Consider the following 25,435-nt stretch of genomic DNA (forward strand, 5'->3'; position numbering starts at 1 on the left):
AGCACGGCGGCGTCCGTGCCCCCGAGCTGCGCGCCGCCCGCCTCCGCCACGCGCGGCGCGTCGGCCGGCTCGGCATCGCGACGAGCGTCGCCAGGAGCCGCCGCGCGCACATCGCCCGAGGAGAAGACCCGGCGATCGACCATCACGTAAAAGAGCGCGAGGAGGCAGCTCACCGAGAGCGGCCGCATCAGATCCTCGAGCCAGAAATCGACCCACATCCGCTCCACCCAGGGGTGCTGCCGCGGGAGCCAGAAGACGAACCACCAGAACCAGCCGTCGTGGATCCGGTCGAGCACGACGACGCTGCCGACCATCATCGCGGCGCCAGACGCGGCGAAGACGAGGCCGCGCCTCCACCCGGCGAGGACGAGGTACGCCGCGACCGGCACGAAGATGACCGACGCCGACTGCTTCGTGAGCAGGGCCAGCGTGAAGAGCGCCGCGGCGCCCACGGCAGAGCTCACCGAGCGGCCGAACCGCGCGACGTAGAGCGCCGCGAGCAGCAGCAGCACGAACAGCGAGTCGACCCGCGCGATGTCGAAGAAGCCGGCGGAGAGCGGATACGCGCCCGCGTAGACGCCGGCCGCGAGCAGGGCGGCGTGCTTGCCGCCGGTCTCGCGGTGGACGATGCGCGCGATGAGCGCGATCCCCGCGATCGAGGCGAGATACGAGACCAGACGCGCCGAGAAGAAGCCGACGCCGAGCACCTTCGAGAACGCGGCCGCAACATAGAAGTAGAGCGGCGCGTACAGGAAAGGGACGTACTCGACCGTGGGCTTGACGTAGAGCTTCTGCCCGGCGAGCGCGCGGCGGATCTCGTCCACGAGGCCGCCCTCCATCCACTCGATCTCGAACGGAAAACGAAGGTGGATGATCCCGAGCACGAGGTAGGTGCCGATCGCGCCCGCCGCGGCCAGCGCGACGACCACGCGCAGGAACACGACGGCGAAGCGCGGGAGGCGCTCGAGCCACGGCAGGACGCGCGCGAGGAGCTGGGCGGCGCGCGCGCCCCACGGCGAGGGGACGGCCAGCGCCGTGGGCGTTCCAGCGCGCTGCGGCTCGTCAGGCGCAGGCTCGGGCGCTACGTCAGGGGAGGTCTGGGTCATCGAGGGGCCGAACAGCGGAAGCAGGGGCGACAGAGAGCCGGCGCGGCCAGCTCGGAGGGCCAGAGCGGCCCGCGCGGGGGATAGATCGCGCGCGAGAAGACCCCAAACCGCAACGGGGTGTCAATGCTCTACCACGCGGCGTGGGCCACCGAAGATCCAGCGCGGACCGGGATGGACGTAGGCTCGTTTGCAGGCTGCCAGAGGACTCCCCTCCATCCAGCGCTCCGGTTTCCCGCCGAAAATCCCCGCGATCGCGAGAGCGCATGTGCGCTCACCCGCCCTCGTCGCCCACGACCCCCCGAGGACCGCTGCGCCCGCCGCGACACCTGGGGCGCGCGGCGAAGCACGTTACCGACGCTCGGCGAGGGGGTGTGAGGCACTCTGGAGCCAAGGCGTGGCGGCCCGCCCCACACCGCACGACGCCCCCCGCACCCGCGCTCGAAGCGCCCCGCTCGACCGGTGGCATGCCCGCTGCACCAGGCTCGCCCAGGAGAGCTGAAGCCATGGAAATTCCGGTAGGACAGAACATGTTCACCCAACCTGAAAACAACGGTTGGGTGCGCACCCTGGCCAGGTTCGGGTTTGCGGCCAAGGGGCTCGTCTATGTGCTGATCGGCGCCCTCTCGCTCCAGGCGGCCTTCAGCGGCGGCGGGCGCACCGCCGGCGGGCACGAGGCGGTCGGGGTCCTCGGCGAACAGCCGTTCGGGCAAGCGCTGCTGATCGTCGTGGGGATCGGGCTCCTCGGGTATGCGCTGTGGCGCGAGGTCCTCGCGCTCAAGGACCCGGGCCACGTGGGCCACGACGCGAAGGGGAAGGCCGAGCGCGTGGGCTGGGCCGCGAGCGGCGCGATCTCGGCGGGCCTCGCGATCACGGCCTTCCAGCTCGCGCTCGGCCGCGGCGGCGGCGGCGGCGACGGGTCCCGGACCTGGGTCGGCAAGGTGATGGAGCAGCCGTTCGGGGGCGTGCTGGTCGGCCTCGCGGGGCTCGTGGTGATCGCCGTCGCCGTCCAGCAGCTCCGCAAGGCGATGAAATCTCGCTTCGCGCGGGACCTCAGCACCCAGGGCATGAGTCCCCCCGAGCGCACGTGGGTCTTCCGCATGGCCCGGGTCGGGCTCGTCTCGCGCGGCGTCGTGTTCGGGATCATCGGCGCGGCGCTGATCAAGGCCGCGATCACCCACGATCCGGGGCAATCGAAGGGCGTCGGCGAGGCGCTCTCGACCGTGGCCGCGTCGCCCTTCGGGCCCATGCTGCTCGTGCTCGTCGCCGCCGGCCTGTGCGCCTACGGCGTGTACATGTTCTTTTGCACGAAGTACTCGAAGCTGGCACACCCCGCCGCATGACGCGGGCGCGAGGCTCGGCCAGGCTGGACAGGCCCGCTCGCGGGCCGGCGCCGCAAGGGAGGTCGCGCCCATGAGCACCGAGGTCTCGAGGCTCTACGTGCTGCTCTGTGGGTACGAGATCCTCGAGAAGACGGTCTCGACGCGCGACCGCGGCGGGCGCTTCATCCTCGCCGAGCCGGTGTCGGCCTATCTGCTCGAGACCGCGCGGGGGCTCGTGCTCGTCGATACGGGGCTGAACAGCGCGCTCGTCCACGACCCGGCGCTCCGCGAAGAGCACTACACGAAGCAGGGGATTCGCCCGCCGGTCATCCTCCCGGAGCACGAGCTCGCCTGTCAGCTCGACCGGATCGGGGTGCGCCCCGACGACGTGGGCCACGTCATCCTCACGCACATGCACCTGGACCACGCCGGGAACCTCGCGATGTTCCAGGGCGCGCGCATCTCCGTGCAGCGGCGAGAGCACGCGTATGCCTTCGGCCCGGATCACGGGCCCGCCTGGTTCGAGCGCGACTATGACCTGCCCGGCCTGCGCTGGGACCTCGTCGAGGGAGACTGGGAGGCGATGCCGGGCGTCGAGGTCGTGTCGACGCGCGGGCACACGCCCGGCCATCAGTCCGTGGTGGTCGAGCTGAGGGGCACCGGCACGGTCGTCCTCGTCGGCGACGCGGGCGACCTCGCCGAGAACTTCAGCGAGGAGATCCTCCCCGGCGAGAGCGTGGACGACGAGGCCGCGCTCGCCAGCATCCGCCGCCTCAAGCAGATCGCGCGAGAGCGCCGCGGCGCGCTCCTCCTCGGCCACGATCCAGCGCTCGTCCAGGCGCTGCGGCTCGCGCCGGCGTGCTACACGTGACGCCGGCGCTTCACGCGATCCGGCCCGTCTGATAGCATCGCGGCAGACCGCGGCGCCGGCCGCACTGGAGCGCGACGTGAACTGCCCGAAATGCACCGCCTCGATGGATGTCGTCACCTTCGGAGGGATCGACGTCGACCGATGCACCGCGTGCGGCGGAATCTGGTTCGACAGCCGTGAGAAGGAGTCGCTCAAGGCGATGGAGGGCTCGCAGCACATCGACACCGGCGACCCCGCGGTCGGGCGGAAGAACAACGAGATCCGGCGCGTGCCGTGCCCCCGCTGCACGACGCCGATGGTGCGCATGGTCGACCCGCAGCAGCCGCACATCTGGTACGAGAGCTGTAGCGTGTGCGGCGGCGTCTACTTCGATGCCGGCGAGTTCCGCGACTACAAGGAGCACACGCTGAGCGACTTCTTCCGCGGCCTGTTCGCGCGGCCGCGCGGCTGACGGCGCGCCGCGGACACGGCGCCTCAGCCCGGAGGGCCGGGCTCGGCGATGTCCGCGATCGAGCCCCGCGCCGCGGCCTCGGGGTACGTCGCCACGAGCTCGCCGGCGCGGAAGACCCAGAGCGTGCCGGGCGTCGCCTTGCTCCAGAGCTCGTCGCGCGTGAGCGGCTCGGTGGCCACCACGGCCATGCGCGCGTCGGGGCCCAGGCCGTGGACGTCGTTGAAATTCACCTTGAGATCGGCGTCCACGAGGGTGGCCTCGCCGAACGGGGCGTGGCGGAGGATGCAGGAGAGGTGGTCGCCGCAGCGGGCGAACAGGTGCTCTCCGTCCGCGAGCAGGAAGTTGAACACGCCGTCGCTGCCGAGCTCGTTCCCCAGCTCGTAGAGCGTCTTCCCGAGCGCCCGCCCGTCGCTCGGGTACTGCGCGCCGTAGGCCGCCCGGAGCTCCTCGAGGAGGACGCAGAAGGCATGCTCGCTGTCGGTGTCCCCGATCGGCGTCTCGAGGTGGAGCTTCCGATCCCGGACGTTGGGCAGGGTGCCGTTGTGCGCGAACACGATGTGCCGCCGGTGGAGCACCCGCATGAAAGGGTGCGTGTTCTTCAAGGCCGCCCCGCCGCGCGTCATCTTGCGCACGTGCGCGATGGAGAGGGCCGTGTGGATCGGGTTCTCGCGGATGAACCGCGCGAGCGGGCTCGAGAACGCGGGGTGAGGCTCGAGGAACGTCCGCGCGAAGAGGCCATCATAGAGCGATACGCCCCAGCCGTCCGCGTGCGGCCCCGTCTGCCCGCCGCGGAGCGCGAGCCCCGTGAACGAGAACACGATGTCCGTCGGCACGTTCGAGACCATGCCAAGGAGCTCACACATGGCGGTTCTCCTCTCGTTTCAGGCGCGCATCGTCGACGATCAAGAGCCCGGTGACCCCGCCGCCCGCGGAGACGTTGCTCACCGCAGAGGCCGAGAGCCGCACCATGGCGCCCTCCATGCGGCCGGCGAACACGAAGGGACACAGGTCGAAGTAGACCTCCTCTTCGACCACGCGGCCGTCTCGGAACGCGGGCATGCGCGCCGTAAGCGCGCGGCTGCGCTCCTGCACGATCGCGCGCTGCGCCTCGGCGTCGCGGACAGCCGCCCTCCACGCGTCCGGGGGCGTCTGCCACCCGAGCAGCACGCCTTTGCCCCCGTAGTCGTCGTTCGGCTTCAGCACGAAGCTCTCCTGCTCGGCGGCGATGAGCTCGAGGAGGTCCACGTCGCGCCCCCGCCACGAGGTCCGGCCCGCCCGCGCGCGGCGCGTCCAGGGGATGTGCTCCGCGATGGCCGCCCGCTGCTCGGGCGAGAACAGGTCGGCGAACTCGGGGGCGCTCAGCACCGCGAACGCCGCCTTCTTGTTGAGCGGCTTGGTCCGGAACGAGTTCGCCACGTACGCCGCGCGGTCGCGGTAGGCGCGGACGAGCGGGTGATCCAGGCCGCGCCGCCCGACGAGCTCCTGCGTGATGACGCGCCGGTAGACGAGATCGATCCGCTCCCCGCCGGCCGAGAGGCGGCCTCCGTCGAGCTCGAGCTCGTCCGGATCGAGGATCAGCGTCCGGTGCCCCTCGGCCGAGAACAGGTCGGAGAGCACCTTGAACTCGGCCGAGGTGTCGGCGGTCTTCCAGTCGACGATGGCGATCGTGGGCCTCGCCTCGCGTCCGCCCCACGCGGCGTACCCCTCGCGCAGGGCGCGGAGGAGCGCCCGGTGCGGCGCCGGCGCGCGCACGCCCCGCCCGCGCCGGAGCGGCGCGAGGTGGGGGAGCGCCATCAACGTCTCCTCGATGAGGAGCTGGTCGGTGATGCCAGCGGGCGAGTCGGCGTTGTATTCGATGAACGAGAAGCCGCCGTCGGTGACGAGCATGTCGAGCCGCCCGACCGTGAGGAACGGCCCCTCGCCGGGATCGAGGGCCGCGAGGGCGCGCTCTTCCGCGGAGAGCCCCAGCTCCTCGGCCAGGGCGGCGTCGACGAGCGCGCGCCGCGCGACGCGCTCGAGCGCGGCGGCGATCCGCTCGGCGGCGCGCGCGACCGCGGCGTAGTCGTGCTCCGCGATGAGGTAGGGCCTGAGGTGGCGGCACAGCGCGCGGCCGCCGTGCGTGAGGCCGAGCCTCCGCTGGCCTCCGAGGAACGACGCGAACCGCGCCGCGTCCATCGCCCCCGGCGCGGAGAGCCGCGCGTCGATCTGCGCTGCGAGCGAGCTCGTGGCGGTAAGGCTCATGGCGACCTCACGTCGAGCCGGCGCCCGGGATCGCCCAGGCGTGCACGGGGTTGCCGGAGTCGACCTCGGCCATGTACCGCTCGAGCATCCGCCGGAGCGCCTCCTCGCGCGACGGCGCGCGCGGCTCCAGGGCCGAGAGCGCACGGAGCTGCCACACGGCCCCGGTGACGCCCCTGGCGACGCGCGCCTCGAAGATCTGCAGGTAGCGGCGGGCCTCCGCGCCGTCGACCCCCGCGCTCACGAGGCCCTCCTCGACCCGCGGCAGGAGCGAGAGGAGCAGATCGCGCGCGCGGACGCCCTTCGGCGCGGCGCCCGGCCCCTCCGGCCAGACCAGCTCGGCGTCGAGGCCGTGCTGCGCGGCCTGGTAGAAGTTCCGCGCGGCGAGCCCGAAGGGGAACGACGGCAGGAGCTCTCCGACGGTCGGCGCGAGGGCGAGGATGCCGCCGAGCAGGAAGCACCCGTTCGCGAGCATGTCGTCGAGGGTGGGCCCGGACGGCATGGCGCGCAGCTCGATGCGCAGGTGACCGCCGCCGGCCGGGTCGTACACCGGCCGATTCCACTTCCAGACGGTGCCGTGGTGCAGGCGGAGCTCGTGCAGCTGGGGCACGCCGCCGGCCCGCGCGCACGCGATGACGTCCTCGTCGCTGCAGACGGGGAGGATGGGCTCGTGCAGCGCGACGCTCTCCATGAAGAGCTCCGCCGCGCCGTCGCGCACCCAGCCGGTCCCGAAGCCGATGCGGGCGGGCTTCTTCCAGTCCGCGTCGGTCTCCGGGGGGCGGTCGTCGCCGGCCTGCTTGAACACCGCCACCCGCGTCTCGTGCCAGAGCCGGTGTCCGAGGAAGGTGGGAGAGTTGCCCGCGGCCGCGAGGACGGGCGCGGTCATCATCATGGCCGCGTTGAACAGCCGCGCGAACGCGTCGGGCGACGCCCGGAGGTGGACCTGAAAGGCGGTGTTCGCCGCCTCCATCGCGGGGTCGTCCGACATCAGCTCGAGCGGCTCGGCGCCGTCGATCCGGATGTGGAACGGCGCCTTGCGCAGCCGGCAGAGCCCCGCGGCGAGCGCGCGGTACCGGGGGAGGTTCGTGATCGTCGCAGGGCTGAAGTCCTGCCGCTGGAAGGTCGGCAGGATGCTGACCGGGACCACGCGCGCGCCCCGCGCCGCGGCGCGCTCGCGGATCGCCTCCACGGTCGCGCGCATCTGCTCGCGCAGGGCCGACAGCGGCCGGCCGGCGAGCGGCACCGCCTGCGTGCTGAGCTCGATGTCGAACGCGCCCATCTCCGGCGTGATCATCGGGCTCGCCGCCGCGCGCGCGATCTCGGGCCCGAGCGGCACGGGTCTCGCCTCCCGGTCGACGAGGAACATCTCGAGCTCCGCGCCGATCGTCGTGTCGCCGAGGCCGAACCCCGGCCGGCTGAGCACCATCTCGAGCGCGGTGAGGTTCTGCTGGAGGCGCGCCTTGAAGAGCCCGTAATCGACGGTCTTGAAATGGTCTTGCTGGATCTCGATGCCCAAGGGACCTCCCGCGGCGATCTCGGCGAGAGCCGATCCACGATCTCCACGTTCCAGCCGTGGGCCGGCGACGTCCGCGGCCGGGATCGCGATGTTCTCGGACCCACGCAATGCAAGCGCAGGGCCAGGGGCTGGCGATCTCGACGTGAGGGACGCCGGAGATGGGCTGTGCGATCGGGTCGAGCCGCGTCGAGCTCGATCGGTGTGGCGCAGGTGCGGCCTGTGGCAAAACGCAGCGTGAGGCGTTCTCGGCCGCGCCGTTCACCGGTGTTCGCGCGGGCGGCCGGTCACCGGTCGACGTGCGGCACGCGCTCGACGACGCATTGCCCCGCCTTGCAGCGGGCGACCGAGTCCTCCTTCGGCGCCATGCACTTGGCGACCGGGCAGCTCTCGGCCGCGCAGCGCTCGGCGCGCCACTGCTGGAGCGCGGCGAGCGCATCGCGGTGGTACGCCTGGTCGCACGGCGGGCACAGCTGGTCGCAGCACTGTCCGACCCGCGCGCAGGAGACCACACAGTCGGCGTCTGCCGCGCACCGGGGCTCGGTCGCCGCCGCGCTGCCGCCGTCGCCCGGCGCGGCGCTGCTGCCGTCGCCTGGGGCGACGCTGTTGCCGTCGCCCGTCGGGGCGCCGGTCCCGGCGGTGGGGTCCTGCGTCCGGGCCGCGGCCTCGACCGGCGGCGGGGCCTGCGCCGGGGCCTCCTTGTGACAGCCGGCGAGACCGGCGAGACCGACGACGAGCACGAGCGGGCGCGAAAGCGACGAGATGTTCATGCCGGGCATCATGCCACGAGCGCGTCGCGCCCCGCGCCTGGTTGATGCACGAGAGGCGGCGCCTCGACCCGGAGACCGGCCTAATGGAACGTGAGCGGCTGCCCCGTGGCCTCCACGACGGCCATCCACAGATCGTCCGTCGGCTCGACCTGCTTGCGCATGCGGACGGCGAGCGGCATCGGTACGTGCACGAAGCGGCCGTGCCACCGGCCGATGAGCATCTCCGTGTTGCCCGCCATGGCCGCGTGGACGGCGTTCCTGGCCATGTTCCAGCAAAACACGCTGTCCGACGGGGACGCGGGGACGCTGCGGATATGATAGCTCGGGTCGAGGTACTTCAGCGTCGCCTCGACGCCGCGCGCCCGGAAGTGCGCGTTGATGCGATCGCGCAGGACGAGGCCGATGTCCTTCAGCTTGATATTGCCGCTGAGATCGGTGGCCATCGGCTCCGCGCTCGAGGCGCAGTGCTCTTGCAGCGCGCCCTCGGCCACGACGACCACGGCGTTGCCGTGGCGCGCGAGCCGGCGCTCGAGGTGCGCGAGCAGGCCGCGCGGGCCGTCGAGCTCCGCGCGGACCTCGGGGATGAGCACCACGTCCACGTCCGCCGACGCGAGGGCCGCCGAGCACGCGATGAAGCCCGAGTGCCGGCCCATCACCTTGACGAGGCCGATGCCGTTCTTCGCGCCCGAGGCCTCCACGTGCGCGCTGCGGATGACGTCCACGGCGGCGGCGAAGGCGCTCTCGAAGCCGAAGCTGCGGTCGATGAAGTGGATGTCGTTGTCGATGGTCTTCGGCACGCCGATGACCCCGATCGACAGCCGGCGCTCCTCGATGGCCCGGACGATCGACATCGCGCCGCGGATCGTGCCGTCTCCGCCGACGACGAAGAGCACGTTGATGCCCATGGCCACGAGCGTGTCCACCATCTGGTGCGGGTCCTGGTTGCCGCGGGAAGTGCCGAGGACGGTGCCGCCCATGCGGTGGATCTCCTCGACAGTGCGCGGGTCCAGGCGCACCGGGGCGTGCCCGAAGCGGGCGACGAGCCCCTCGTAGCCGTAACGGAAGCCGAAGATCTCCTGCACGCCGTAGCTGTGCGCCATCGTGAGCACGAGCCCGCGGATGACGTTGTTCACGCCGGGGCATAGCCCGCCGCACGTCACGATGCCGGCGCGCATCTCCTTCGGCTCCCAGAAGGCGCGGTTGCGCGGCCCGGCGAGCTCGAACGCCGGCGGGCGCGGGCCGGCGGCGCCCGAGAGGACGGCGGACAGGCGATCGTCGAACAGCACTTTGTCGGCCTCGCCGACGTACACCGTGGCCTTCTCGCCGAGCTTCTCGGCGACGGGCGAGGGGTAGCGGCAAGGGCCGAGATCCTTGATGGCGAGATCTGCAGAGGTCACCACGCGGAAGGCCTCCATGGTGAGGAGAGGACCGCCCCGCGGCGAGGGCCGCCGCGGGGACGCCGGCATTGTCTCTCGGCGCTGGTTTCGTCGGCATTTCATGCGCGATACGGCGTCGTAACGCGCGCCGCGCGGCCCGCGTCACACGCCCCGGCCGAAGGCGGCCGAGGCGCTCGCCGGGCCGCCGCAGGTCCCCCCGGAGCCCCGGAGCTCGCTCCCCGTCTCTCGTCCCGCGTCTCTCGTCCCGCGTCTCTCGTCCCGCGTCTCTCGTCCCCCGTCTCTCGTCCCCCGTCTCTCGTCCCCCGTCTCTCGTCCCGCGTCTCTCGTCCCCCGTCTCTCGTCCCCCGTCTCTCGTGCGCGTGCGCGTGCGCGATTTTCCGGAGTTAGCGCGCACGCGCACGCGGGACGAGCACGGAAGACGGAAGACGGAGACGGAGACGGTAGACGAAAGACGGAGACGGCAGTGCGCCAGTCTCGGCAGAAATCCCCTCTAGAACTCAACCATCAGCCCCACCGCCGGGTAGACGATGAAGCTGTCGAGATCCACCGCGGCCGCCCGCTTCCCGAGCACGGCGAGCTCGCCGCCCGTGAAAATCTCCGCGAGCGTGAGCTCGACGCCCAGGAACACATGCTTGTAACCGAACGCGACGCCGGCCTGACCGCCCACGTAGAGCCCGAGGCCGGAGAGCGAGGCGATCTCGAGCTCGCCCGGGTATCCGGTGACGGCGGGCAGGTTCACGGTGAGGCCGGCGTCGAACGTCGTGAGCATGAGGCGAGGGCCGCCCCAGACCCGGTACCACGTGCCCGCCGTCCCGACCTGGATCGGCAGATCGACTTGCCACCGCGTGAAGTCCTGGAGCTCGACGATGTCGAGGACGCTCACGACAGGAAACCCGAATACATAACGCCCGACGCCGGCGCCGACCGTCAGGTCGATGCCGTCCTTGTCGCGCTTCAGGAGCTGGTAGCGGGTGCCCAGGCGAAGCGCGCTGCCGGTATAGCGGAGGTTGAGCTCCCAGCGGTCGAGCGCGGTGTAGCCGACCCCGAGGTGCGGCGTCGCCGACGGCGGGTTCAGCGTGAGCGCGCCGCCTGCCTCGAAGAGCGTCTGCCGCTCGCGCTCGGACAGCTCCCGGGACTCCGCGACCTCCGCGAGCACGACGCCGGCGTCGATGAGCGAGGCGATGGTGCCGGTCGGGATCGAGACGTCGAGTCCGAGCTCGGCCTGGACATGGCCCTTGTCGGCCACGTGGGCGGGCTGGAACGTGGAGAGGGCTGGAGCGCAACCGCACGTCCAGAGGCAGAGAGACGCGAAGGCGAGCAGGCGCATGGCGCCCCCACGCTACCATGCGCCGCCGGGCAGGAAGCCCGCGCCCGCCGGGTGGCTCCGGCCGCGCGCTCGGGCGGGCGGGTCAGTCCCGCCCCTTCTTCACACCGATGTCCTCGTAGGGGTTCGGCCTGCCCTCGCCCTCGTCGCCGCCGGTCGCGCCCTCGCCGCCGAAGCCGCCGTGGCCGTGCGTCGCGCCCACCGCGCCCTCGGTGTCGCCGCCCTGGTGCGTGCCGCCGGGGTTCTCGCCCTTCTGGTACGCCTCCGCGCTCTCCTGCGAGCCCTTGCCGCCGTGGTGCGCCTCGCCGGCGCGCCGCTGCGTGCGCTCATCGACGTGCTGTTGCCGCTGATCCTTGCCCGCTGGGCCCTGCTTGTTCTGCTTCTCCATGCGCCCCTCATGGAGCGGGGGTGCCCGGCCGCAAGCCCCCCGCCGGCCCCGCGGCGCGCGCGAGAGGCGGCTTCCTGGCGCCGCGCGGATCCGGTACTGCTCGCCCCGCTCCGGTTCGCGCATGCCCCCGTCGCCCAGGTTGCCCACCGTCGCTCAGCGCCTCGCGCGCGCCCTCGAGGTGCTGGTGCCGGCGCTCGACATCGTCGAGGCGCGCGTCGACGAGGGCGCGCCGCCGGCCTGGTGCGAGGCGCGGGGCTGGACGGGCTTCCTCCTCTCGCTCACGGACGCCGATCTCGCCCGCTGCGAGGGCGAGGGGCTCGCGGCGTGCATCGCCGGGCTCGGCGGCGCGCCGGCGAGCCTCGCGGCCCTGGCGCGCGCCGCGGACGAGGCCGCGAGGCTGCCGCGGCGCCCGGTCCAGCCGCTCCCGCCGGCGTCGCTGGACGAGCTCCGGGCGGTGCCGGCGCGCAAGCGGCTCCAGCTCGAGGCGCTGCTCGGCGCGGTGGCGCCGATGGCCGCCCGCGCCCGCCGCCTCGTCGACGTGGGCGCGGGGCACGGGCACTTCACCCGCCTCGCCGCCGCGCGCTTCGACCGTGAGGCGATCGGCCTCGAGCGCGAGCCCGACCGCGTCGCGACGGCCTCGGCGCTGGCCGCCGGGGGCCGGGCCCGCTTCGTCGCGTTCGACGCCTTCCAGGAGGCGCTCGCGTTCGCGCCGGACGACCTGCCGGTCGGCCTGCACGCGTGCGGGGAGCTCGGGGATCGCATGGTGACCGCGGCGGCGGCGGCGCGCTGCGACCTCGCGCTCGTCTCGTGCTGCTTGCAGAAGATCGGCGCGCCGGCGCGCGCCCCGCTGTCGGCGGCGGCGAGGGCGGCGGGGCTCGTCCTCCGGCGCGAGGCGCTGGGCCTCACCAACCTCACGGCGCGGCGCGCGGGGGTCGAGGCCAGCCTGGACGAGGAGCTCGCGGCGCGCGAGCGGCGGCACGCGCTGCTCTCGCTGCTCCGCGGCCGCGGGCTCGACGTCGCCCTCGGCGAGGAGATGCGCGGGATCAACCGGCGGCGCGCGCACGGCGGGCTGCGCGAGCTCGCGGCGCGGGCGCTCGCGCTGCGGGGCCTGCCGCCGGCGACCGAGGCCGAGCTCCGCGAGCGCGAGCGCGCGGCGCGCGCGGCGTTCGGCCGGATGCGCCGGCTCACGCTGCCGCGCTCTCTCCTGGCCCGCCTCACGGAGGTCGCGGTCTCGCTCGACCGCGCGATGGCCCTCGGCGAGCAGGGGCACGAGGTCGAGGCGGCGATCGTCTTCGACCCCGAGGTGACGCCGCGGAACATCGCCGTCTTCGCGAGCGCGCGGCCGGGGGGGCTCGGCGGCTGAGGCCGCGACGCCCGGACCGGCGGCGAGCCGCGGGCGGGGCGCGCGCGGCCGGGCGCGGCTCCCCGGCCGGACTGCGGGATGGACCGCCGCCAGCATCGTTGCGGATCGGCTGCTCCCCTGGAAGCAGCGTGGCGCGCCGGAGCGCTGATTTCGGGGGTGCTCGGCGAATGGCATGTCCGGTGCACATCGGCGCGTCATGGATAGACGTCAGTTCTTGGGGGGCGCTGCGGCGGCGGTGTCCGGAGCGCTCCTCGCAGGCAGGGCCCGTGCTGCTGGGCCCAGTGTGATCCGCGTTGGCGTGCCGGGCGTGGGCGTGGGCAATCGCCCCGTCACGGGGGGCAGCTTCTTCTCCCTCTTGCACCTTCAGGGGAGCCTCGTCGAGGAGTTCAAGAAGGACGGCATCGAGGTGAAGTGGAACTTCTTCCGCGGCGCCGGTCCGGCCGTGAACGAGGCGGTGGCGAACAACCTGCTCGACATCTGGACGCACGGCCACCTGCCGTCGGTGGTCGGTCGGGCGAGCGGCCTCAAGACGCGGCTCTTGGGCAGCGCCAGCCGGCGCGGCCACGCCTACCTGGTGGTGCCCTCCGATTCGCCGATCAACGGGGTCAAGGATCTGCGCGGCAAGAAGGTGGCATTCGCCAAGGGCACGGCGACGCAGCTGTCCGCGAACCGGATCCTCGAGGGCCACGGGCTGACCGAGAAGGACATTCGCTCCATCAACATGGACACGTCCACGTCGAAGGCGGCGCTGGCCACGAAGGACATCGACGCGGCGTTCGGCGGCACCGATTTCCTGTCGCTGCGCGATCAGGGCATCGCGAAGATCGTCTACTCGACGAAGGGCGACTCGCCGACCTACCCGAGCAATTCAGGCATCATCGCGCGGGAGGACTTCATCAACGAGCACCCCGAGATCGTGCAGCGCATCATCACGCTGGCGGTGAAGTCGTCGGCGTGGGTCGCGGACGAGAAGAACCGCAACCAGGTGTTCCAGCTGTGGTCGAAGTCGGGCACGCCCTACGCGAACTACAAGGAAGCGCAGCAGGGCGAGGACATGAAGCAGAACGCGAGCCCGCTGCTCGACGAGTACGTCATCGCCCGGTACAAGTCGGCGGTCGCCGACTCGAAGAAGTTCGGTTTGATCCGGAACACCTTCGACGTCGAGCCCTGGACCGATCGTCGCTTCCTGAACCGGGCGCTGAAGGACCTCGGCCTGGAGCGCTTCTGGGCGGAGTGGGACGCGAACGGCAAGGCGAAGGGGTGACCGAGGCTGCCGGGAGCCTCCCGGGAGAATTGAAATTCAGACCCGAGGCTGCCGGGAGCCTCCCGGGAGAATTGAAATTCAGACCCGAGGCTGCCGGGAGCCTCCCGGGAGAATTGAAATTCAGACCCGAGGCTGCCGGGAGCCTCCCGGGAGAATTGAAATTCAGACCCGAGGCTGCCGGGAGCCTCCGGGCAGGAAGCTCCTGCGCAGGATGAGGCTGCTTCGGACGGCGCGTCCTGGACCCGTCGGGCTCCCGTTCGCGGTCCCTTCCGCGTAGCATCGCCCGTCATGACGCTCGTCCTTCGGAGCGGCGATCCCGACCTCCGCGACCTCGCCCGTGACCGGCCGGCGCTCACCGACGCCCCCACGGGCGCGCCCTCGGGGCTGCGCCTCGTGCGGTGGATCGGTAGCCGCTGCTGTTGCCGCTCGGGGGCGAGGTGAACGCGGTCGCGTCGGGGCCGCTCGGCTCTTCGTGGCGAGCAGCTTTCGGGGCAAGCGCGGCCGGACGATGTGGCTCGGCCACGACGGCAAGGCGCAGGTGTTCGCGGCGGGCCTGGGCGCCGAGGCTCACCGCGTCGTCGGGCGAGCGGTCCGAGAGCGCGAAGAACGTCGCCACGAGGGGATTGCAGGTCAGGTCGAGCAAGGGTGGGGACGCCGTGGGGCTGAGCGAGGCACAGGGCGCGCCACTCGTCGGCGAGCATGTCCGGCTCGCCGCGCGCCGCCAGGCGGAAGCGGTGCGCGACGTCGCGCTCGAGCGCGCCGAGCCACGCGCCGTCGACGGGCTGAGCGGAGGCGAGGTGCGCCCCACGTCGCGGTAGAGCGTCGGCACCAGGCTCCACGCGGCGCTCGCGTGGCCCCGGCAGCAGAACCGCGCATGAGGCGCGCACTCGAGGAGCGCCATGAGCTCCGAGAGGCGGGAGATGTGGACCGCCTGCACCGACGAGAGGGTACGGCAGGTGAGGCGCGCGTGCCTAGACCTGGACCGGAGCGGTTCGGGGGGCCAGCCCCGGCGCGATGCAGGGGGGACCTTTCCCAGGCGCGGCGAGGAAAGCGCCTGTTCAGCGCAATCCCAAATCATACCGGTCGAGTCCCCGTAATTGATGGGCAGAGCCCCGTCGCCGGCGCGCAGCGCCGCGGGGAGCGAGCGAGGTCGCGCGCTTCTCCCGTCGGCTCGCCAGGCAGCAGCGTTGGCCCGAGGTGGGCCATGTCGACCCGGGGGAATCGGCCGCGAGGCGATCCGAACAGGTTGTCCAGCAGCACAGGCGCGCCTGTGAAGCACGATTGAGAAATGAGAATGCATGCCTCGCCGTAATTGCGCGGCATCCGCCGATCTCGTCACATGAAATGCAGCTTGAACTCGACATCTTTTTCATGGCCAACCTGTCTGTGGCTTGCTAGCGAATGGGCCTCGAAGACGATGCGCCGCCGAGCCCGTGCTCGGTTGGGCCAGGCCCCAGCTTGTCTTCTCGCGCCGCGGAGGCTCTGCGCCATCACGGCGGCCGGCCGCGCCGGCCGATCAGGAGGATCGATCCATGGGCGTGCACGTGATTCTCGACATCGATCCGCGAGGCATCGACGAGGCCGAGTGGGCAGCCGTCTACGAGGAGACGCTCGCGCTCCTTTCGGCGTGGCGGCCGCGCCTCCTGGGCCGGGGTTGGCGCACGATCGACGGCGTGCGCGTGCCGATATACACGCGCTCACTCCGTGGCGATGTCGACGAACCCAAGCATGCGCACTGGTCCGTGGCCGGCGACCGCGACAGCCTGCGAACGGCCGAGTGCCAGTCGTTCTTCCGCGATCTCGGCGTGTACGCGGCGCGCCGGGATGCATGCCCCGACGATGACATCGTCGTCACCGCCGCCATGCCGGACCGCGTCGGCACCGGCGGCCCCGTGCGCGTGTTCGGCGGCAAGACGCAGGGCTGCCCGTATCATTTCGCCTTGCTCGCGGCGGCGATGCTCGTGGAAGAGCGTTTTCCGCGGCACGCGATGGTGTGGGGCAACATCGATCGCGAGGACGCGGAGGAGGCCAGGCGGCTCTCGGCGCCGATCCTCGGCCGTGAGCTGCCGCTGCCCGTGCGCGTCGACGGCCCGCGGTTGATCGAGCGCTTGCGCGCTCGCTACGAAGCCGACGCGTTGGCCGGCGCGTTTCTGCGGGTGTTCCTCGGCGAGGTGGACGAGAAGCTCGACGCCATGCTGGGCGCGTTTCCGGGCGAGGACGGCGCGCGCGAATGGCGGCGCGCGCTCGCCGAGTCGAAGTCGCCGACCGCGCTCGACGCCACGCGCCTGGTGCTCGCCTGGCTCAACGCCGGGCGCGGCCTGCGCGACGCGTGCCGGCTCGCATGCCTCGCGCCGGAGGGCCCGCGCTTCTCCCCGGAGGATTTCGTCGAGACCCTCGCGTGGACGTGGGTCGCGGTGCCGCCTCCTGCGCGCGAGCTGCTCGCCGCTTTGTGCAAGCCGCCCGAGGCGACGCACACCGTCGCGTCGCTGTTGGCGTCTTTCTTCCTCGACCTGATCGCGATGGGACGGCGCCTCCGTATTCACATCGAGCCAGCCGCGCTCGCCGCCGACCTCTCCGCGGTCTTCGACGATGGAGGTCCCGCGCTCGCGGAGCAGCTGCGCGAGAGGAGCGCGAACATCGAGGCGCAGCTCCGCGAGAACGCGCACTTCCTGGAGACCCTCCTTGCGGAGACGGGCGACGCTGCCCGCGACGACACGGACGCGCTCGCGGTGCTCCGCTCCGCGGACGCGATGGGCCCGAGACAGCAGACCTGGGTGCAGGCGATGGCGTGGCGCGTGATGACGGAGCTCGTGCGCCTCCGTGGCGGGAATCCGAAGATGGCGGAGGTCCTCGACGATGCGGCGCAGGGGAAGCGTTTGCTCGTACGGATGCTGGCCGAGCAACCCCCGGTGCTCACCGAGGACGCGTGGGAGGGGATCCTCGCGGAGAGCGAGGCGGGGGCCATTGCGTGGCGGATCGCGCTCGTCAGCCTGCGCACCAGCGAGCTGCACGCATCGCAGGTCTGCCGAGCCTTCCTCGAGAACGCGGAGCTCCGGGCCTACGCGATCGGCATCGGCCGTGACGAGCGGGCGATGCGTGAGCTCGGCGAGCTCGCCGCCAGGGTTCGCGCCGGCAGGGGGAGCGAGACTCGATGACGCCTACCCCTCATGACGCCCTGTTCAAGTCGACGTTCAGCCAGCCGGCGCACGCGGCCGGGGCGCTACAACAGGCGCTGCCGGCGGCGTTGGCCGCCCGCATCGACTTCGGATCGCTGGAGCTGCAGCCCGGCAGCTTCATCGACGAGGCGCTCGCGGCGAGCCACAGCGATCTGCTCTTCACCGCCAGGCTGGAGCAAACGTCGCTGTTCCTCTACGTGCTGTTCGAGCACCAGAGCACGACGCACCCGCTGATGGCGTTTCGGCTGCTCGCGTACATGGTGCGGATCTGGCAGCGTCACCTGGAGCGCCATCCGGAGGCGACGCGCCTCCCGGCGATCCTGCCTGTGGTGCTGCACCACGACGAGACCTGCTGGAGTGCGGCGGTTTCGTTTCAGGAGCTGCTGGACGTGCCGCCGGGAACGCTGGCGCTGATGGCCGAGCATGTGCCGCAGTTCCGGTTCGTGCTGGACGACATCAGTAAGGAGGAGGACGACGCGCTGCGAGCGCGGGCAATGACGGCGCTGGGCCGGCTGGTGCTGTGGTGCTTCCGGCTCGCGCGCGATCCTCGCGACCTGGAGGAGCGTGTGTCGGCATGGCGGGAGGTGCTCCGGGAAGTGCACCAAGCGCCCGACGGAGTAGCTGCGCTCAGGCGCGTGTGGCACTATATTTTCATCGTCGTCAACCCGTCCGAGCCCGAGAAGCTGCTGCCGAGGCTGCTCGCGGCGGCGGGACCGGAGTTCAAGGAGGAGATGGTGACCGTCGCAGACTACCTTCACGAGCAGGGGCGCCTGGCGGGCGAGCGGGAAGGCCGCCTCGAAGGGCAGCGGAGCACGTTGCTGAGGCTGCTCGGGCTGCGCTTCGGCGAGCTGCCGGAGCCGATCGAGGCGCGCATCCGTGCCGCGGATGCCGGGCAGATCGAGGGCTGGACCGATCGCGTGCTCACCGCGCCCACGCTCGACGACGTCCTCAACGAGCGCTGATGCGGCTCGTTCGCGCGTGGTGCCGCGGGCGCCAGGCACGGCGCTGCACCCGCCGCATCGGCTGACCGCCGTCCGTCCACGGGGTAGCACGCGCGCGCTGACGCGGTGGTGATAGCCTGGCCCCATGCGGCTCTGGGCGTGCTCGATCTGCGAGCAATCCTCCGCGCCTCGGCCAGCTGCTTCACGGTCGCGGAGGAGGCGGGAGGTGACGGGCGCGGCGGTAGAGAGGGCGCGAACCCTAGTCCCCGAGCGGCGGGAAGCGCTCGTCCAGCCATCCGCGGATCGCCGCGTACGCGGTGGGCGCGTTGATCTGGAGGTTCAGATCGTGCCCCGCGTTGGGCACGACGACGATCTCGAGCTCCGCGGCCGGCGCGTAGGCGGCCGGCTCCAGCGTGGTCCCGCTGAACAGGGTGCCGCAGGGCGCGATCCCGCAGAATACCGTGTCGTGCCGCCCCACGACGGTGAGCACCGGCGCGTCGACCTGGAGGCTCGTGAGCGCGGTGTTGACCAGCGCGAACTCGGCGAGCTCGCCGGACGTGCCGAGCCCCTTGGTCGCTTCGTCCAGGGCGATCACCGCCGGATCCGCGTTCGGGAGGTGATAAAAGAGCGAGCCGCGGGTGCCCGGCCGGGTCGTCAAATAGCCGAGGTCGAGGCCGGCGCCCGCGAAGCTCGGGTCGAGCGTGGCCGGATGAACGTTCAGGAGCAGCTGCGGCAAGCCCGGGCCGTAGGTGTGCAAGAACCCCGTGACGACCACGCCGTCCACGTCGTGGTACGTCGCGGCCTGCTGGACCGAAATGATCGATCCCAGCGAGTGGCCGACGAGCACCACCCGGCTCCATGCGCGCCCGAGCTCGCCGCTCCGGAGCGCCTCCGCGAGCTGATGATGGACGTAGGCCTGCGCGGTCGGTGTGACCAGAAGGGAGGGCGGTCGGTCGCTGTCTCCGGTGCCGATGCGGTCGAAGTTCAGCGTGGCGTAGCCCGCCGCGTTGGCGTAGCGCACGAACGAGTAGCGCTCCGGCTGGTACGGGAAATCCCAGTACACGCTCGTGTACGTGGTGCCGTGCACGGTGAGCAACACCGTGTCCCGCGGGCTGTCCTGCGGCACGCAGAGCTCGGCGGCGACCTCGTAGTCCGCCGGCGCTCCAGGAGCGAGCGCGACCGCGTACCGGAAGCTCGTGCACACCGGCAAGAGGACGGATGCGAGATGTGCCATGTCCATGGCTTCTGAGTACTACATCTTCAGGCGCGCGGGAAGCGGCACGCGCGCCCCCCGCGGCGCCTTCTTCGCGAACGTGTACAGCAGGAAACAGCAGAACGCGAGCATCGCCACGGTGAGCACCGTGTACCTGTCGTCGTTCCAGGAGCTCCACCTCCAGATGCCTTGGCTGAGCGCCGCCAGGCCGAGGAGGGGAATCTCGAGGCGCCGCCTCACTCGGGTGAGCGGGGCGCTCAAGATCATGAACACATAGTAATAGCAGGTGATCTGCGACAGCAGGATGATGAAAATCTGCGCCAGGCACTCCCCCACCCAGAGCGAGCGTACCCGCCGAGCAGCGTAGGCGAAGGACGCGAAGCTCGCGGCGATGATGCAGTAGGCGACGCTTCGGTGCTTCGCATGACGCTCGCTGCGCATTCGCTTCCACACCTCGAAGGGGTCGGCGAGCGTAACGTCTTTCGTGTACTTCATCCTGCCGGACTCGACCCCTGTTCCGAACCTGTGGGCCACGAGGACCCGCAGGCCCATGTGGTTCGTCACCGGGGTCTGGTCGTGCACCTTGAGCGTGTGCTCGTAAAACTGCTGATACGAATCCTTGCCAGCGACCGCGACGCTCACGGGGATCAGCACGGCCGCGGCCAGGACGCCGCCGATCAGCACCTGCACGTGGGACGGAGCCATGCGCTTGTGCCGGAGGAGGTAGCTCCCCGCGACGGCGAGCCACCCGATGACGGCGATGCCCGGGAAGACGCGGAGCAGGCCCGCGTAGACCATGCTCGCGCCGGCGAGCTTGAAGTACCTCTTGCGCACCAGGCAGGCCGAGAGGACGAGGAAGAAGAGCCAGTCATTCCGGAGGAAGCCGCCGCCCGTCCAGAAGAACGGCGCCGGCGACTGGCACCCCCAGAAGATCACCGCCACCGCGCAGACGCGCCACCCGAAGGCCCAAGTGAGAGCGGCGAACACCCCGACCAGATACGCGATGTCGAAGCTGGCGAGGAGCTGGAGGTAGCCTGTCGTGGCCGGATGAAGCTCGGCCAGGATGCGACCCATGATCGTCCAGACCGGCGGCGGGTTGTAGCCGTGGTCCTTCGCCATGTCCTCCCAGTAGCCCTTCTCCGAGGCGGTCCGGAAGAACCGCACGTCCGCCTTGAAGGCCTCCCAGCGCTCGAGAGAGAAGCGCGCCTTGCAGGCCTCGGGGTGTTCCAGGAGCCCGCCCACGGGGATCAAGAGGTTGTCCACGCCGAGGTTCCGGATCTTCTTGTCCGGCTCGCGCGCCTCCGCGCTCATGTCGAGCGTGACGGGCTGACCGGTGCGCTCGTCCGTATACGTGACGACCCCGAGCTCGTCCTGCGCGATGACCGTGCACTTGTAGAGGTCGTCGTAGGCCATCTCGGGGAAGTACTTGGCCCCGAGGTAGTAATGATAGTGCTCCCATCGGTGGTAGAAGGAGGGGTAGGCGAAGCGAAACCCGTCGAAGTAGGCGACGACCGCTACGGCCGAAAACGCGAAGGCGGCGCGCTTCTTCCACCGCTCGGCGATCGGCCGGCGCTGCCGTCGGCGGCGCGCCTCGTAGAGGAGGGCCAGCACGGCGGAGGACGCGATCGCGCCCTTCGCGATGTCGAGGGCGAGGGGGTAGTCGGCGGCGTACCGATGGATCAGGGAGAAGAGCGCCGCGGCGCCGGCGAGGACCGCGAGGCACCAGGCGATGAAAGGATGGCGATCCGGGGCGGGCCCGGCTGCACTGGCGCGTTCCTGGAGGGGGGTGTTCATCGGAGCTGCGCGTCTGATCTCGCTAGCGCGAGCGCGAGGGCTGCTGAACCCGGTGCGCCACCAGCGGCTCCGCGGAAGGAAATTGGAGGGCCGCGCCGGCGCGCGTCGAGCCGGTCGGGTGGGTCGGACCGCCCGCCGCGCCCGCCCAGGGCCCATCGCCCAGCTCCTTGCTGCAAGCGCCGCAGAGCAGCGCCAGTACGATGGGCAAGGCGCGGAGGATGCTCGTCCGTGCTCTTGGCGTCTCGTCGAGAGGCGCCGAGTGAAGATTCTCGTTCATGGTTTCTCCTTCCGCGCAGCGATCGGCTTGCGGTGCCGTGGAGATAGCGCCGATCTGGACCCGCGGGAGGCACCAGAATCGAAATGCCGATGGGTCCAGGTCGGTCACCGTGGCGCTTCGACCTCGACGTGAAGGAGGGGGACCTCTGACCGCTGGCCGCGTTCGTGGCGGACGTGCGAGGGCGCCCGTTCACGGCCGCCCTCACGACTCCTTCCGCCGGAGCGCTCCCTCGACGCGCACGAGGTCCACCCCATGTTCACGGCGATGCTCCCCAGCTCGACCGACGCCGCCCGAGTCCGCCGGTTCGGCGGCCCCGAAGTCATCACCCTCGAAGAGGTGCCGGTCCTGCTGCCCGGCCCGGGCGAGGTGCTGGTCCGCGTCGCGGCGGCCGGGGTCGGGCCGTGGGACGCCTGGATTCGTGCCGGCAAGAGCGTGCTGCCCCAGCCGTTGCCGCTGACGCTCGGCTCGGACCTCGCTGGTACGGTGGCCGCGGTCGGCCCCGAGGTGACCGGCCTCGCGCCGGGCGCAGCGGTCTTTGGCGTCACCAACAGGCGCTTCACCGGCGCACACGCGGGCCATGCCGTGGCGGAGGCGCGCAGGGTGACGCGCAAGCCGCGCCGGCTCGACGACGTGCAGGCCGCCTCGGTGCCGGTCATCGCCGTCACGGCGTGGCAGGCGCTGTTCGAGCACGCCCAGCTCGACGCCGGACAGACCGTGCTGGTGCACGGCGCGGCCGGCAGCGTCGGCGCGTACGCGGTGCAGCTCGCGCGCCGAGCCCGCGCCCGTGTGATCGCGACGGCCTCGGCCAAGGATCGCGACTTCGTCCGCAGCCTCGGCGCGGACGTCGTCGTGGACTACCGGAGCGAGCGCTTCGAGGACGCCGCCAGGGACGTCGATGCCGTCATCGACCTCGTCGGCGGCGACACCCAGGCGCGGTCCTTCGCCGTGCTCAAGCCACGTGGCACCCTGGTCTCGGCGGTGTCGACCCCTGATCAGGAAGAGGCCGCCCGTCGCGGCGTGCGGGCAAGCTTCTTCCTCGTCGACGTCACGACGGCCCACCTCGACCGCATCGCCGCCCTGCTCGACGCGGGCGAGCTCTCGGTCGACATCGGCGCCGTGCTGCCGCTCGCCGAGGTCCGCGGCGCGCACGAGATGCTCGACGGCACCCGCCCCCGCCCGCGTGGCAAGATCGTCCTGGCCATGGCGCCTGCTCGCTGAGGTCCGAGAGAAGCGGCCCTCCGGGCGCGTCCGACGAGGCCAGTCTCCCGAGCGGAGCCTGCGGGCGCTGGAGAGCGGCGAGGCTCCGGCGGCGCTAGTTGCCCGCCGTGTGGGCGATCGCGAAGATGAGGTTCCGCTCGAGCCGAATCCCCTGCGGCGTGCGCCACGCCTCGAGCTCCTTCGCGAGCCGGTCGCGCACCTCGCGCTTCTCGTCGAAGCTCAGGTGGGAGAGGTGGTTGCCGAACGAGCCCGACCCGCTCTGCCGCAAGATCTCGTCGATGTCGGCGGCGTGGTCGACGAACGTGCGGATCTCCACCGTGTCCACGATGAACCCGGTGCGCTGGAGCAGCTCCCGGACCTCGTCGACCGTCAGCTTGTGCGGGATCGTCCCCTGCGCCTCTTTCCCGAGGTCCGCCAGCACCTTGCGCTGGATCGGGTCGAGCTGGTGCGGCTTCTCCCGCGATCCGGTGCTGAACCCGATCTTGCCGCCCGGCTTGAGCACGCGCGCCGCCTCGCGGAGCGCGCGCTCCTTCTGGCCTTGATCCAGCCAGTGAAGGACGCTGTTCAGGTACACCACGTCGAAGCTGTGCGTGGCGAAGGCGGAGAGGTCCTCGGCGCGCCCGACCGCGGTCGCGAGGTTGTCGCGCGTCTTCTGCCGGGCGATGTCCACGCGCAGGGGCAGGGGATCGATCGCCACCACGCTGCCCTCCGCGCCGACGATCTCCGCGACGTATGCGGCCAGGCGGCCCGTCCCCGCGCCGACGTCGAGCACGCGCTGGCCCCGCCGCACGCCCAGCGCCGCGATGAGGAGCTTGCCGTGGTTGAACTGCCGGTGGCTGCCGGTCTCGTAGGCCTGAGCGAGCTCCGGGGTGTCGAGCGTGAGACGGATGGTGGTGGTCATGCCGGCGCCCAGGCAGAAGGCGTGCCGGGCTGCCGACCACGCGGCCGACGGCGCGGCGCCCGCCGGGCCCGCCTCTCGGCGCCGGACGCGCCGCTGACCGCGCGCTTCCTCACCGACCGCAACCGGCAGATCGCCGCGGCGCTCGGCGCCTACGCGGCGTCCCGGGGCCGCACCCTGCTGGAGCTGGCGTTCTCGTGGCTCGCCAGCCGGCCCGCGGTGGCCTCCGTGATCGCCGGCGCGACGTCGCCGGAGCAGGTGCGCGCGAACGCCGCCGCCGTGGGCTTCCGGCCGACCGACGCCGACCTGCACGAGATCGATCGCCTGGCGCCGCCGCCTGCCGCCTCGCCGGGCGCGTGACCGCACCGGCCGCCCCGCCGGCGCCTCGCGCGCCCCCCGGGGCGAGCCGCTGCTGGAGCAGCACCCGATGCGCATCGGGTGCTGCTCCAGCAGCACCTCGGCTTGCCAGTTCCGCGGGGCAGAAGTCCCGCCAGGGATTGGCCTCGCGAGCGAGGAGAGATTTGAACGCAAAGGCGCAAAGGGCGCAAAGACGCAAAAATATATAATTTCTTTTTGCGCCTTTGCGCCCTTTGCGCCTTTGCGTTGAACTCTCTCTCCGGATCCGTGGCCGGACTCCTCGCGGATGCGACTGGGCCGCCTCCCACCTTCGGCTTCCGATCCGACCACCGCCGGTGAGGCGGGTGAGGAGCGCGGTCGCGCCTGTGGCATGCCTCGTGCGTGCCGGGCCGCCCATGGCAGTTTCGTCATCAGCGGTGCGTGTGCAGGCTTCCGTCGAGCAGCTCCGGTCCGGCGGCATGGTGATCCTCGTCGACGACGAGGAGCGCGAGGACGAGGGCGATCTCGTCGTCCTGGCGGAGCACGCGACGCCGGCGGCCATCAACTTCATGGCGACCCACGGCCGGGGGCTCATCTGCCTGGCGCTCACGGAGGCGCAGGTGGACCGCCTCGCGCTGCCGCTCATGGCGACCCGGGCCGGCGCCCGCCGCTCGACGGCGTTCACGGTGAGCATCGAGGCGCGCGAGGGCGTCACGACCGGCATCAGCGCCCGCGACCGGGCGCGCACCGTCGCGGCCGCCATCGCCCGGGACGCGTCGCCGCGCGACCTCGTGTCGCCGGGGCACGTCTTCCCGCTCCGCGCGCGCCGCGACGGGGTGATCGAGCGCGAGGGGCACACCGAGGGCGCGGTCGACCTGGCGCGGCTCGCCGGCGCGAACCCGGCGGCCGTCATCTGCGAGATCATGAACGACGACGGGACGATGGCGCGCCGGCGGGACCTCGCGCGCTTCGGGGCGCGGCACGGGCTGCCGATCGTCTCCATCGGGGACGTCATCCGCCACCGGGTGCAGCGCGAGGACGTCGCCGCGCGCGTCGGCACCACCCCGTTCCGGCCCGCGGGCCTGAGCGGCGAGTGGCGGGCGCACACCTACCAGCTGCGTCGCGATCGGCAGCTGCTCCTGCTGACGCACGGCGCGCCCGCGCTCTCCGGCGACCGCGCCGTGGTGTTCACCCACCGCGCGGCGCTCGTGTCGGACCTCCTCGGCGACGCCGACCTGTTCGGCGCCCTGCGGGAGATCGAGGCCGCCGGCGCGGGCGCGGTGATCTACAGCCCGCCCTCGGCCGACCCGGGCGCCGAGCACACGGCGGGCCTCGACCTCGCCGTCGCCGCCCGCGAGCTCGTGGAGCTCGGATACCGCCGCGTGACGCTGCTCGACTCGAGGGCGCTCCGGCCCGCCGCGGCGAGGCGCGAGATCGACCTCGAGACCGGCGATCCGCCGGCGCCGGTCGATGCGCACGGCGCGTCGCTCCCGCGGCGCGGGCGCGCGGCCGACGGGCTCTCCGGCGTCCCCGTCCTGCAGCCCTGAGAGGCCAGCGCTGCCCGGGCGCGCGCGGGAC

23 protein-coding genes and 1 pseudogene (1 of these 24 cut by a window edge) are annotated in these 25,435 nt (G+C 72.0%); 11 read left to right on the forward strand and 13 right to left on the reverse strand.

Annotated features, from left to right (window positions below):
- Positions 1-1,106 carry the 5' portion of an ArnT family glycosyltransferase gene (locus WME98_RS37480; protein ID WP_437946478.1) on the reverse strand. Its footprint begins 718 nt before the window's first position, so 1,106 of the gene's 1,824 nt are visible here — the first part of the coding sequence; it begins with the start codon at positions 1,104-1,106; the stop codon falls past the left edge of the window.
- Positions 1,107-1,609: 503 nt separating this feature from the next.
- Here WME98_RS37480 and WME98_RS37485 point away from each other — a divergent pair.
- The 3 genes from WME98_RS37485 (at position 1,610) to WME98_RS37495 (ending at position 3,747) form a co-directional block, all read left to right on the forward strand.
- Positions 1,610-2,446, forward strand: a complete 837-nt coding sequence (locus WME98_RS37485) for a DUF1206 domain-containing protein (protein WP_437946480.1) — start codon at positions 1,610-1,612, stop codon at positions 2,444-2,446.
- A gap of 70 nt (positions 2,447-2,516) precedes the next feature.
- Complete coding sequence (locus WME98_RS37490) at positions 2,517-3,296, forward strand: N-acyl homoserine lactonase family protein (protein WP_437946481.1); 780 nt, start codon at positions 2,517-2,519, stop codon at positions 3,294-3,296.
- A 76-nt stretch (positions 3,297-3,372) separates the two neighbouring features.
- Positions 3,373-3,747 carry a zf-TFIIB domain-containing protein gene (locus WME98_RS37495; RefSeq protein WP_437946483.1) on the forward strand — a complete coding sequence of 125 codons (375 nt, stop codon included), beginning with the start codon at positions 3,373-3,375 and terminating at the stop codon, positions 3,745-3,747.
- A gap of 23 nt (positions 3,748-3,770) precedes the next feature.
- On the opposite strand, the gene WME98_RS37500 is transcribed toward WME98_RS37495, so the two are convergent.
- The 7 genes from WME98_RS37500 to WME98_RS37530 all read right to left on the reverse strand — a co-directional run bounded on the left by WME98_RS37500 (position 3,771) and on the right by WME98_RS37530 (position 11,377).
- On the reverse strand, positions 3,771-4,610 hold the full coding sequence (locus WME98_RS37500; protein WP_044985785.1) for a class II glutamine amidotransferase: 840 nt from the start codon (positions 4,608-4,610) through the stop codon (positions 3,771-3,773).
- Positions 4,603-5,988 carry a hypothetical protein gene (locus tag WME98_RS37505; RefSeq protein WP_437946485.1) on the reverse strand — a complete coding sequence of 462 codons (1,386 nt, stop codon included), beginning with the start codon at positions 5,986-5,988 and terminating at the stop codon, positions 4,603-4,605. Before WME98_RS37505 ends, WME98_RS37500 begins: the two co-directional genes overlap by 8 nt.
- Before the next feature lie 7 nt (positions 5,989-5,995).
- Positions 5,996-7,501 carry a hypothetical protein gene (locus tag WME98_RS37510; protein WP_437946486.1) on the reverse strand — a complete coding sequence of 502 codons (1,506 nt, stop codon included), beginning with the start codon at positions 7,499-7,501 and terminating at the stop codon, positions 5,996-5,998.
- A 284-nt stretch (positions 7,502-7,785) separates the two neighbouring features.
- Positions 7,786-8,268, reverse strand: coding sequence for a hypothetical protein (locus WME98_RS37515; RefSeq protein ID WP_437946487.1), 483 nt, complete (start codon positions 8,266-8,268; stop codon positions 7,786-7,788).
- 80 nt (positions 8,269-8,348) lie between these two features.
- A complete protein-coding gene (locus WME98_RS37520) occupies positions 8,349-9,683 on the reverse strand; it encodes an ATP-dependent 6-phosphofructokinase (RefSeq protein WP_437954064.1) in 1,335 nt (444 codons plus the stop codon).
- Between the two features lie 472 nt (positions 9,684-10,155).
- Complete coding sequence (locus WME98_RS37525; protein ID WP_437946488.1) at positions 10,156-10,992, reverse strand: hypothetical protein; 837 nt, start codon at positions 10,990-10,992, stop codon at positions 10,156-10,158.
- An 82-nt stretch (positions 10,993-11,074) separates the two neighbouring features.
- Positions 11,075-11,377 carry a hypothetical protein gene (locus WME98_RS37530; RefSeq protein WP_437946489.1) on the reverse strand — a complete coding sequence of 101 codons (303 nt, stop codon included), beginning with the start codon at positions 11,375-11,377 and terminating at the stop codon, positions 11,075-11,077.
- Between the two features lie 121 nt (positions 11,378-11,498).
- Here WME98_RS37530 and WME98_RS37535 point away from each other — a divergent pair, with 121 nt between their 5' ends.
- The 3 genes from WME98_RS37535 to WME98_RS37545 all read left to right on the forward strand — a co-directional run bounded on the left by WME98_RS37535 (position 11,499) and on the right by WME98_RS37545 (position 14,445).
- On the forward strand, positions 11,499-12,740 hold the full coding sequence (locus WME98_RS37535; protein WP_437946491.1) for a methyltransferase: 1,242 nt from the start codon (positions 11,499-11,501) through the stop codon (positions 12,738-12,740).
- 283 nt (positions 12,741-13,023) lie between these two features.
- Positions 13,024-14,004, forward strand: a complete 981-nt coding sequence (locus WME98_RS37540; protein ID WP_061629236.1) for an ABC transporter substrate-binding protein — start codon at positions 13,024-13,026, stop codon at positions 14,002-14,004.
- 288 nt (positions 14,005-14,292) lie between these two features.
- Complete coding sequence (locus WME98_RS37545) at positions 14,293-14,445, forward strand: hypothetical protein (protein ID WP_437954164.1); 153 nt, start codon at positions 14,293-14,295, stop codon at positions 14,443-14,445.
- Positions 14,446-14,638: 193 nt separating this feature from the next.
- On the opposite strand, the pseudogene WME98_RS37550 reads toward WME98_RS37545, so the two are convergent.
- Positions 14,639-15,304 (reverse strand): annotated as a pseudogene (locus WME98_RS37550) (hypothetical protein); the annotation flags it as partial.
- 232 nt (positions 15,305-15,536) lie between these two features.
- On the opposite strand from WME98_RS37550, the gene WME98_RS37555 reads away from it, so the two are divergent.
- Both WME98_RS37555 and WME98_RS37560 read left to right on the forward strand, forming a co-directional pair.
- Entirely contained in the window at positions 15,537-17,159 is a 1,623-nt protein-coding gene (locus WME98_RS37555; protein WP_437946492.1) for a hypothetical protein, read from the forward strand.
- A complete protein-coding gene (locus WME98_RS37560) occupies positions 17,156-18,142 on the forward strand; it encodes an Rpn family recombination-promoting nuclease/putative transposase (RefSeq protein ID WP_437946494.1) in 987 nt (328 codons plus the stop codon). The genes WME98_RS37555 and WME98_RS37560 overlap by 4 nt, the downstream gene beginning before the upstream one ends.
- Positions 18,143-18,380: 238 nt before the next feature.
- Here WME98_RS37560 and WME98_RS37565 read toward each other — a convergent pair whose 3' ends face one another.
- The 3 genes from WME98_RS37565 to WME98_RS37575 are packed head-to-tail and all read right to left on the reverse strand — an operon-like array spanning position 18,381 to position 21,405.
- Positions 18,381-19,355 (reverse strand): alpha/beta hydrolase, encoded by a 975-nt coding sequence (locus WME98_RS37565; RefSeq protein WP_437946495.1) that lies wholly within the window; start codon positions 19,353-19,355, stop codon positions 18,381-18,383.
- Positions 19,356-19,373: 18 nt separating this feature from the next.
- Entirely contained in the window at positions 19,374-21,128 is a 1,755-nt protein-coding gene (locus tag WME98_RS37570; protein ID WP_437946496.1) for a hypothetical protein, read from the reverse strand.
- 22 nt (positions 21,129-21,150) lie between these two features.
- Positions 21,151-21,405: a hypothetical protein gene (locus WME98_RS37575; RefSeq protein ID WP_437946497.1), complete on the reverse strand. Its 255-nt coding sequence runs from the start codon at positions 21,403-21,405 to the stop codon at positions 21,151-21,153.
- A gap of 252 nt (positions 21,406-21,657) precedes the next feature.
- Here WME98_RS37575 and WME98_RS37580 point away from each other — a divergent pair, with 252 nt between their 5' ends.
- A complete protein-coding gene (locus WME98_RS37580; RefSeq protein WP_437946499.1) occupies positions 21,658-22,623 on the forward strand; it encodes an NADP-dependent oxidoreductase in 966 nt (321 codons plus the stop codon).
- Between the two features lie 94 nt (positions 22,624-22,717).
- Here WME98_RS37580 and WME98_RS37585 read toward each other — a convergent pair whose 3' ends face one another.
- A complete protein-coding gene (locus tag WME98_RS37585) occupies positions 22,718-23,524 on the reverse strand; it encodes a class I SAM-dependent methyltransferase (protein ID WP_437337425.1) in 807 nt (268 codons plus the stop codon).
- A gap of 21 nt (positions 23,525-23,545) precedes the next feature.
- On the opposite strand from WME98_RS37585, the gene WME98_RS37590 reads away from it, so the two are divergent.
- Both WME98_RS37590 and ribB read left to right on the forward strand, forming a co-directional pair.
- Positions 23,546-23,881 (forward strand): aldo/keto reductase, encoded by a 336-nt coding sequence (locus tag WME98_RS37590; protein ID WP_437946500.1) that lies wholly within the window; start codon positions 23,546-23,548, stop codon positions 23,879-23,881.
- Between the two features lie 419 nt (positions 23,882-24,300).
- Positions 24,301-25,404: a 3,4-dihydroxy-2-butanone-4-phosphate synthase gene (gene ribB, locus WME98_RS37595; RefSeq protein ID WP_437946502.1), complete on the forward strand. Its 1,104-nt coding sequence runs from the start codon at positions 24,301-24,303 to the stop codon at positions 25,402-25,404.
- The last annotated feature ends 31 nt before the right edge of the window (positions 25,405-25,435 follow it).

It is taken from the genome of Sorangium sp. So ce296 (assembly GCF_051529605.1).
In the GTDB taxonomy this organism is placed as follows: Bacteria; Myxococcota_A; Polyangia; order Polyangiales; family Polyangiaceae; genus Sorangium; species Sorangium cellulosum_D.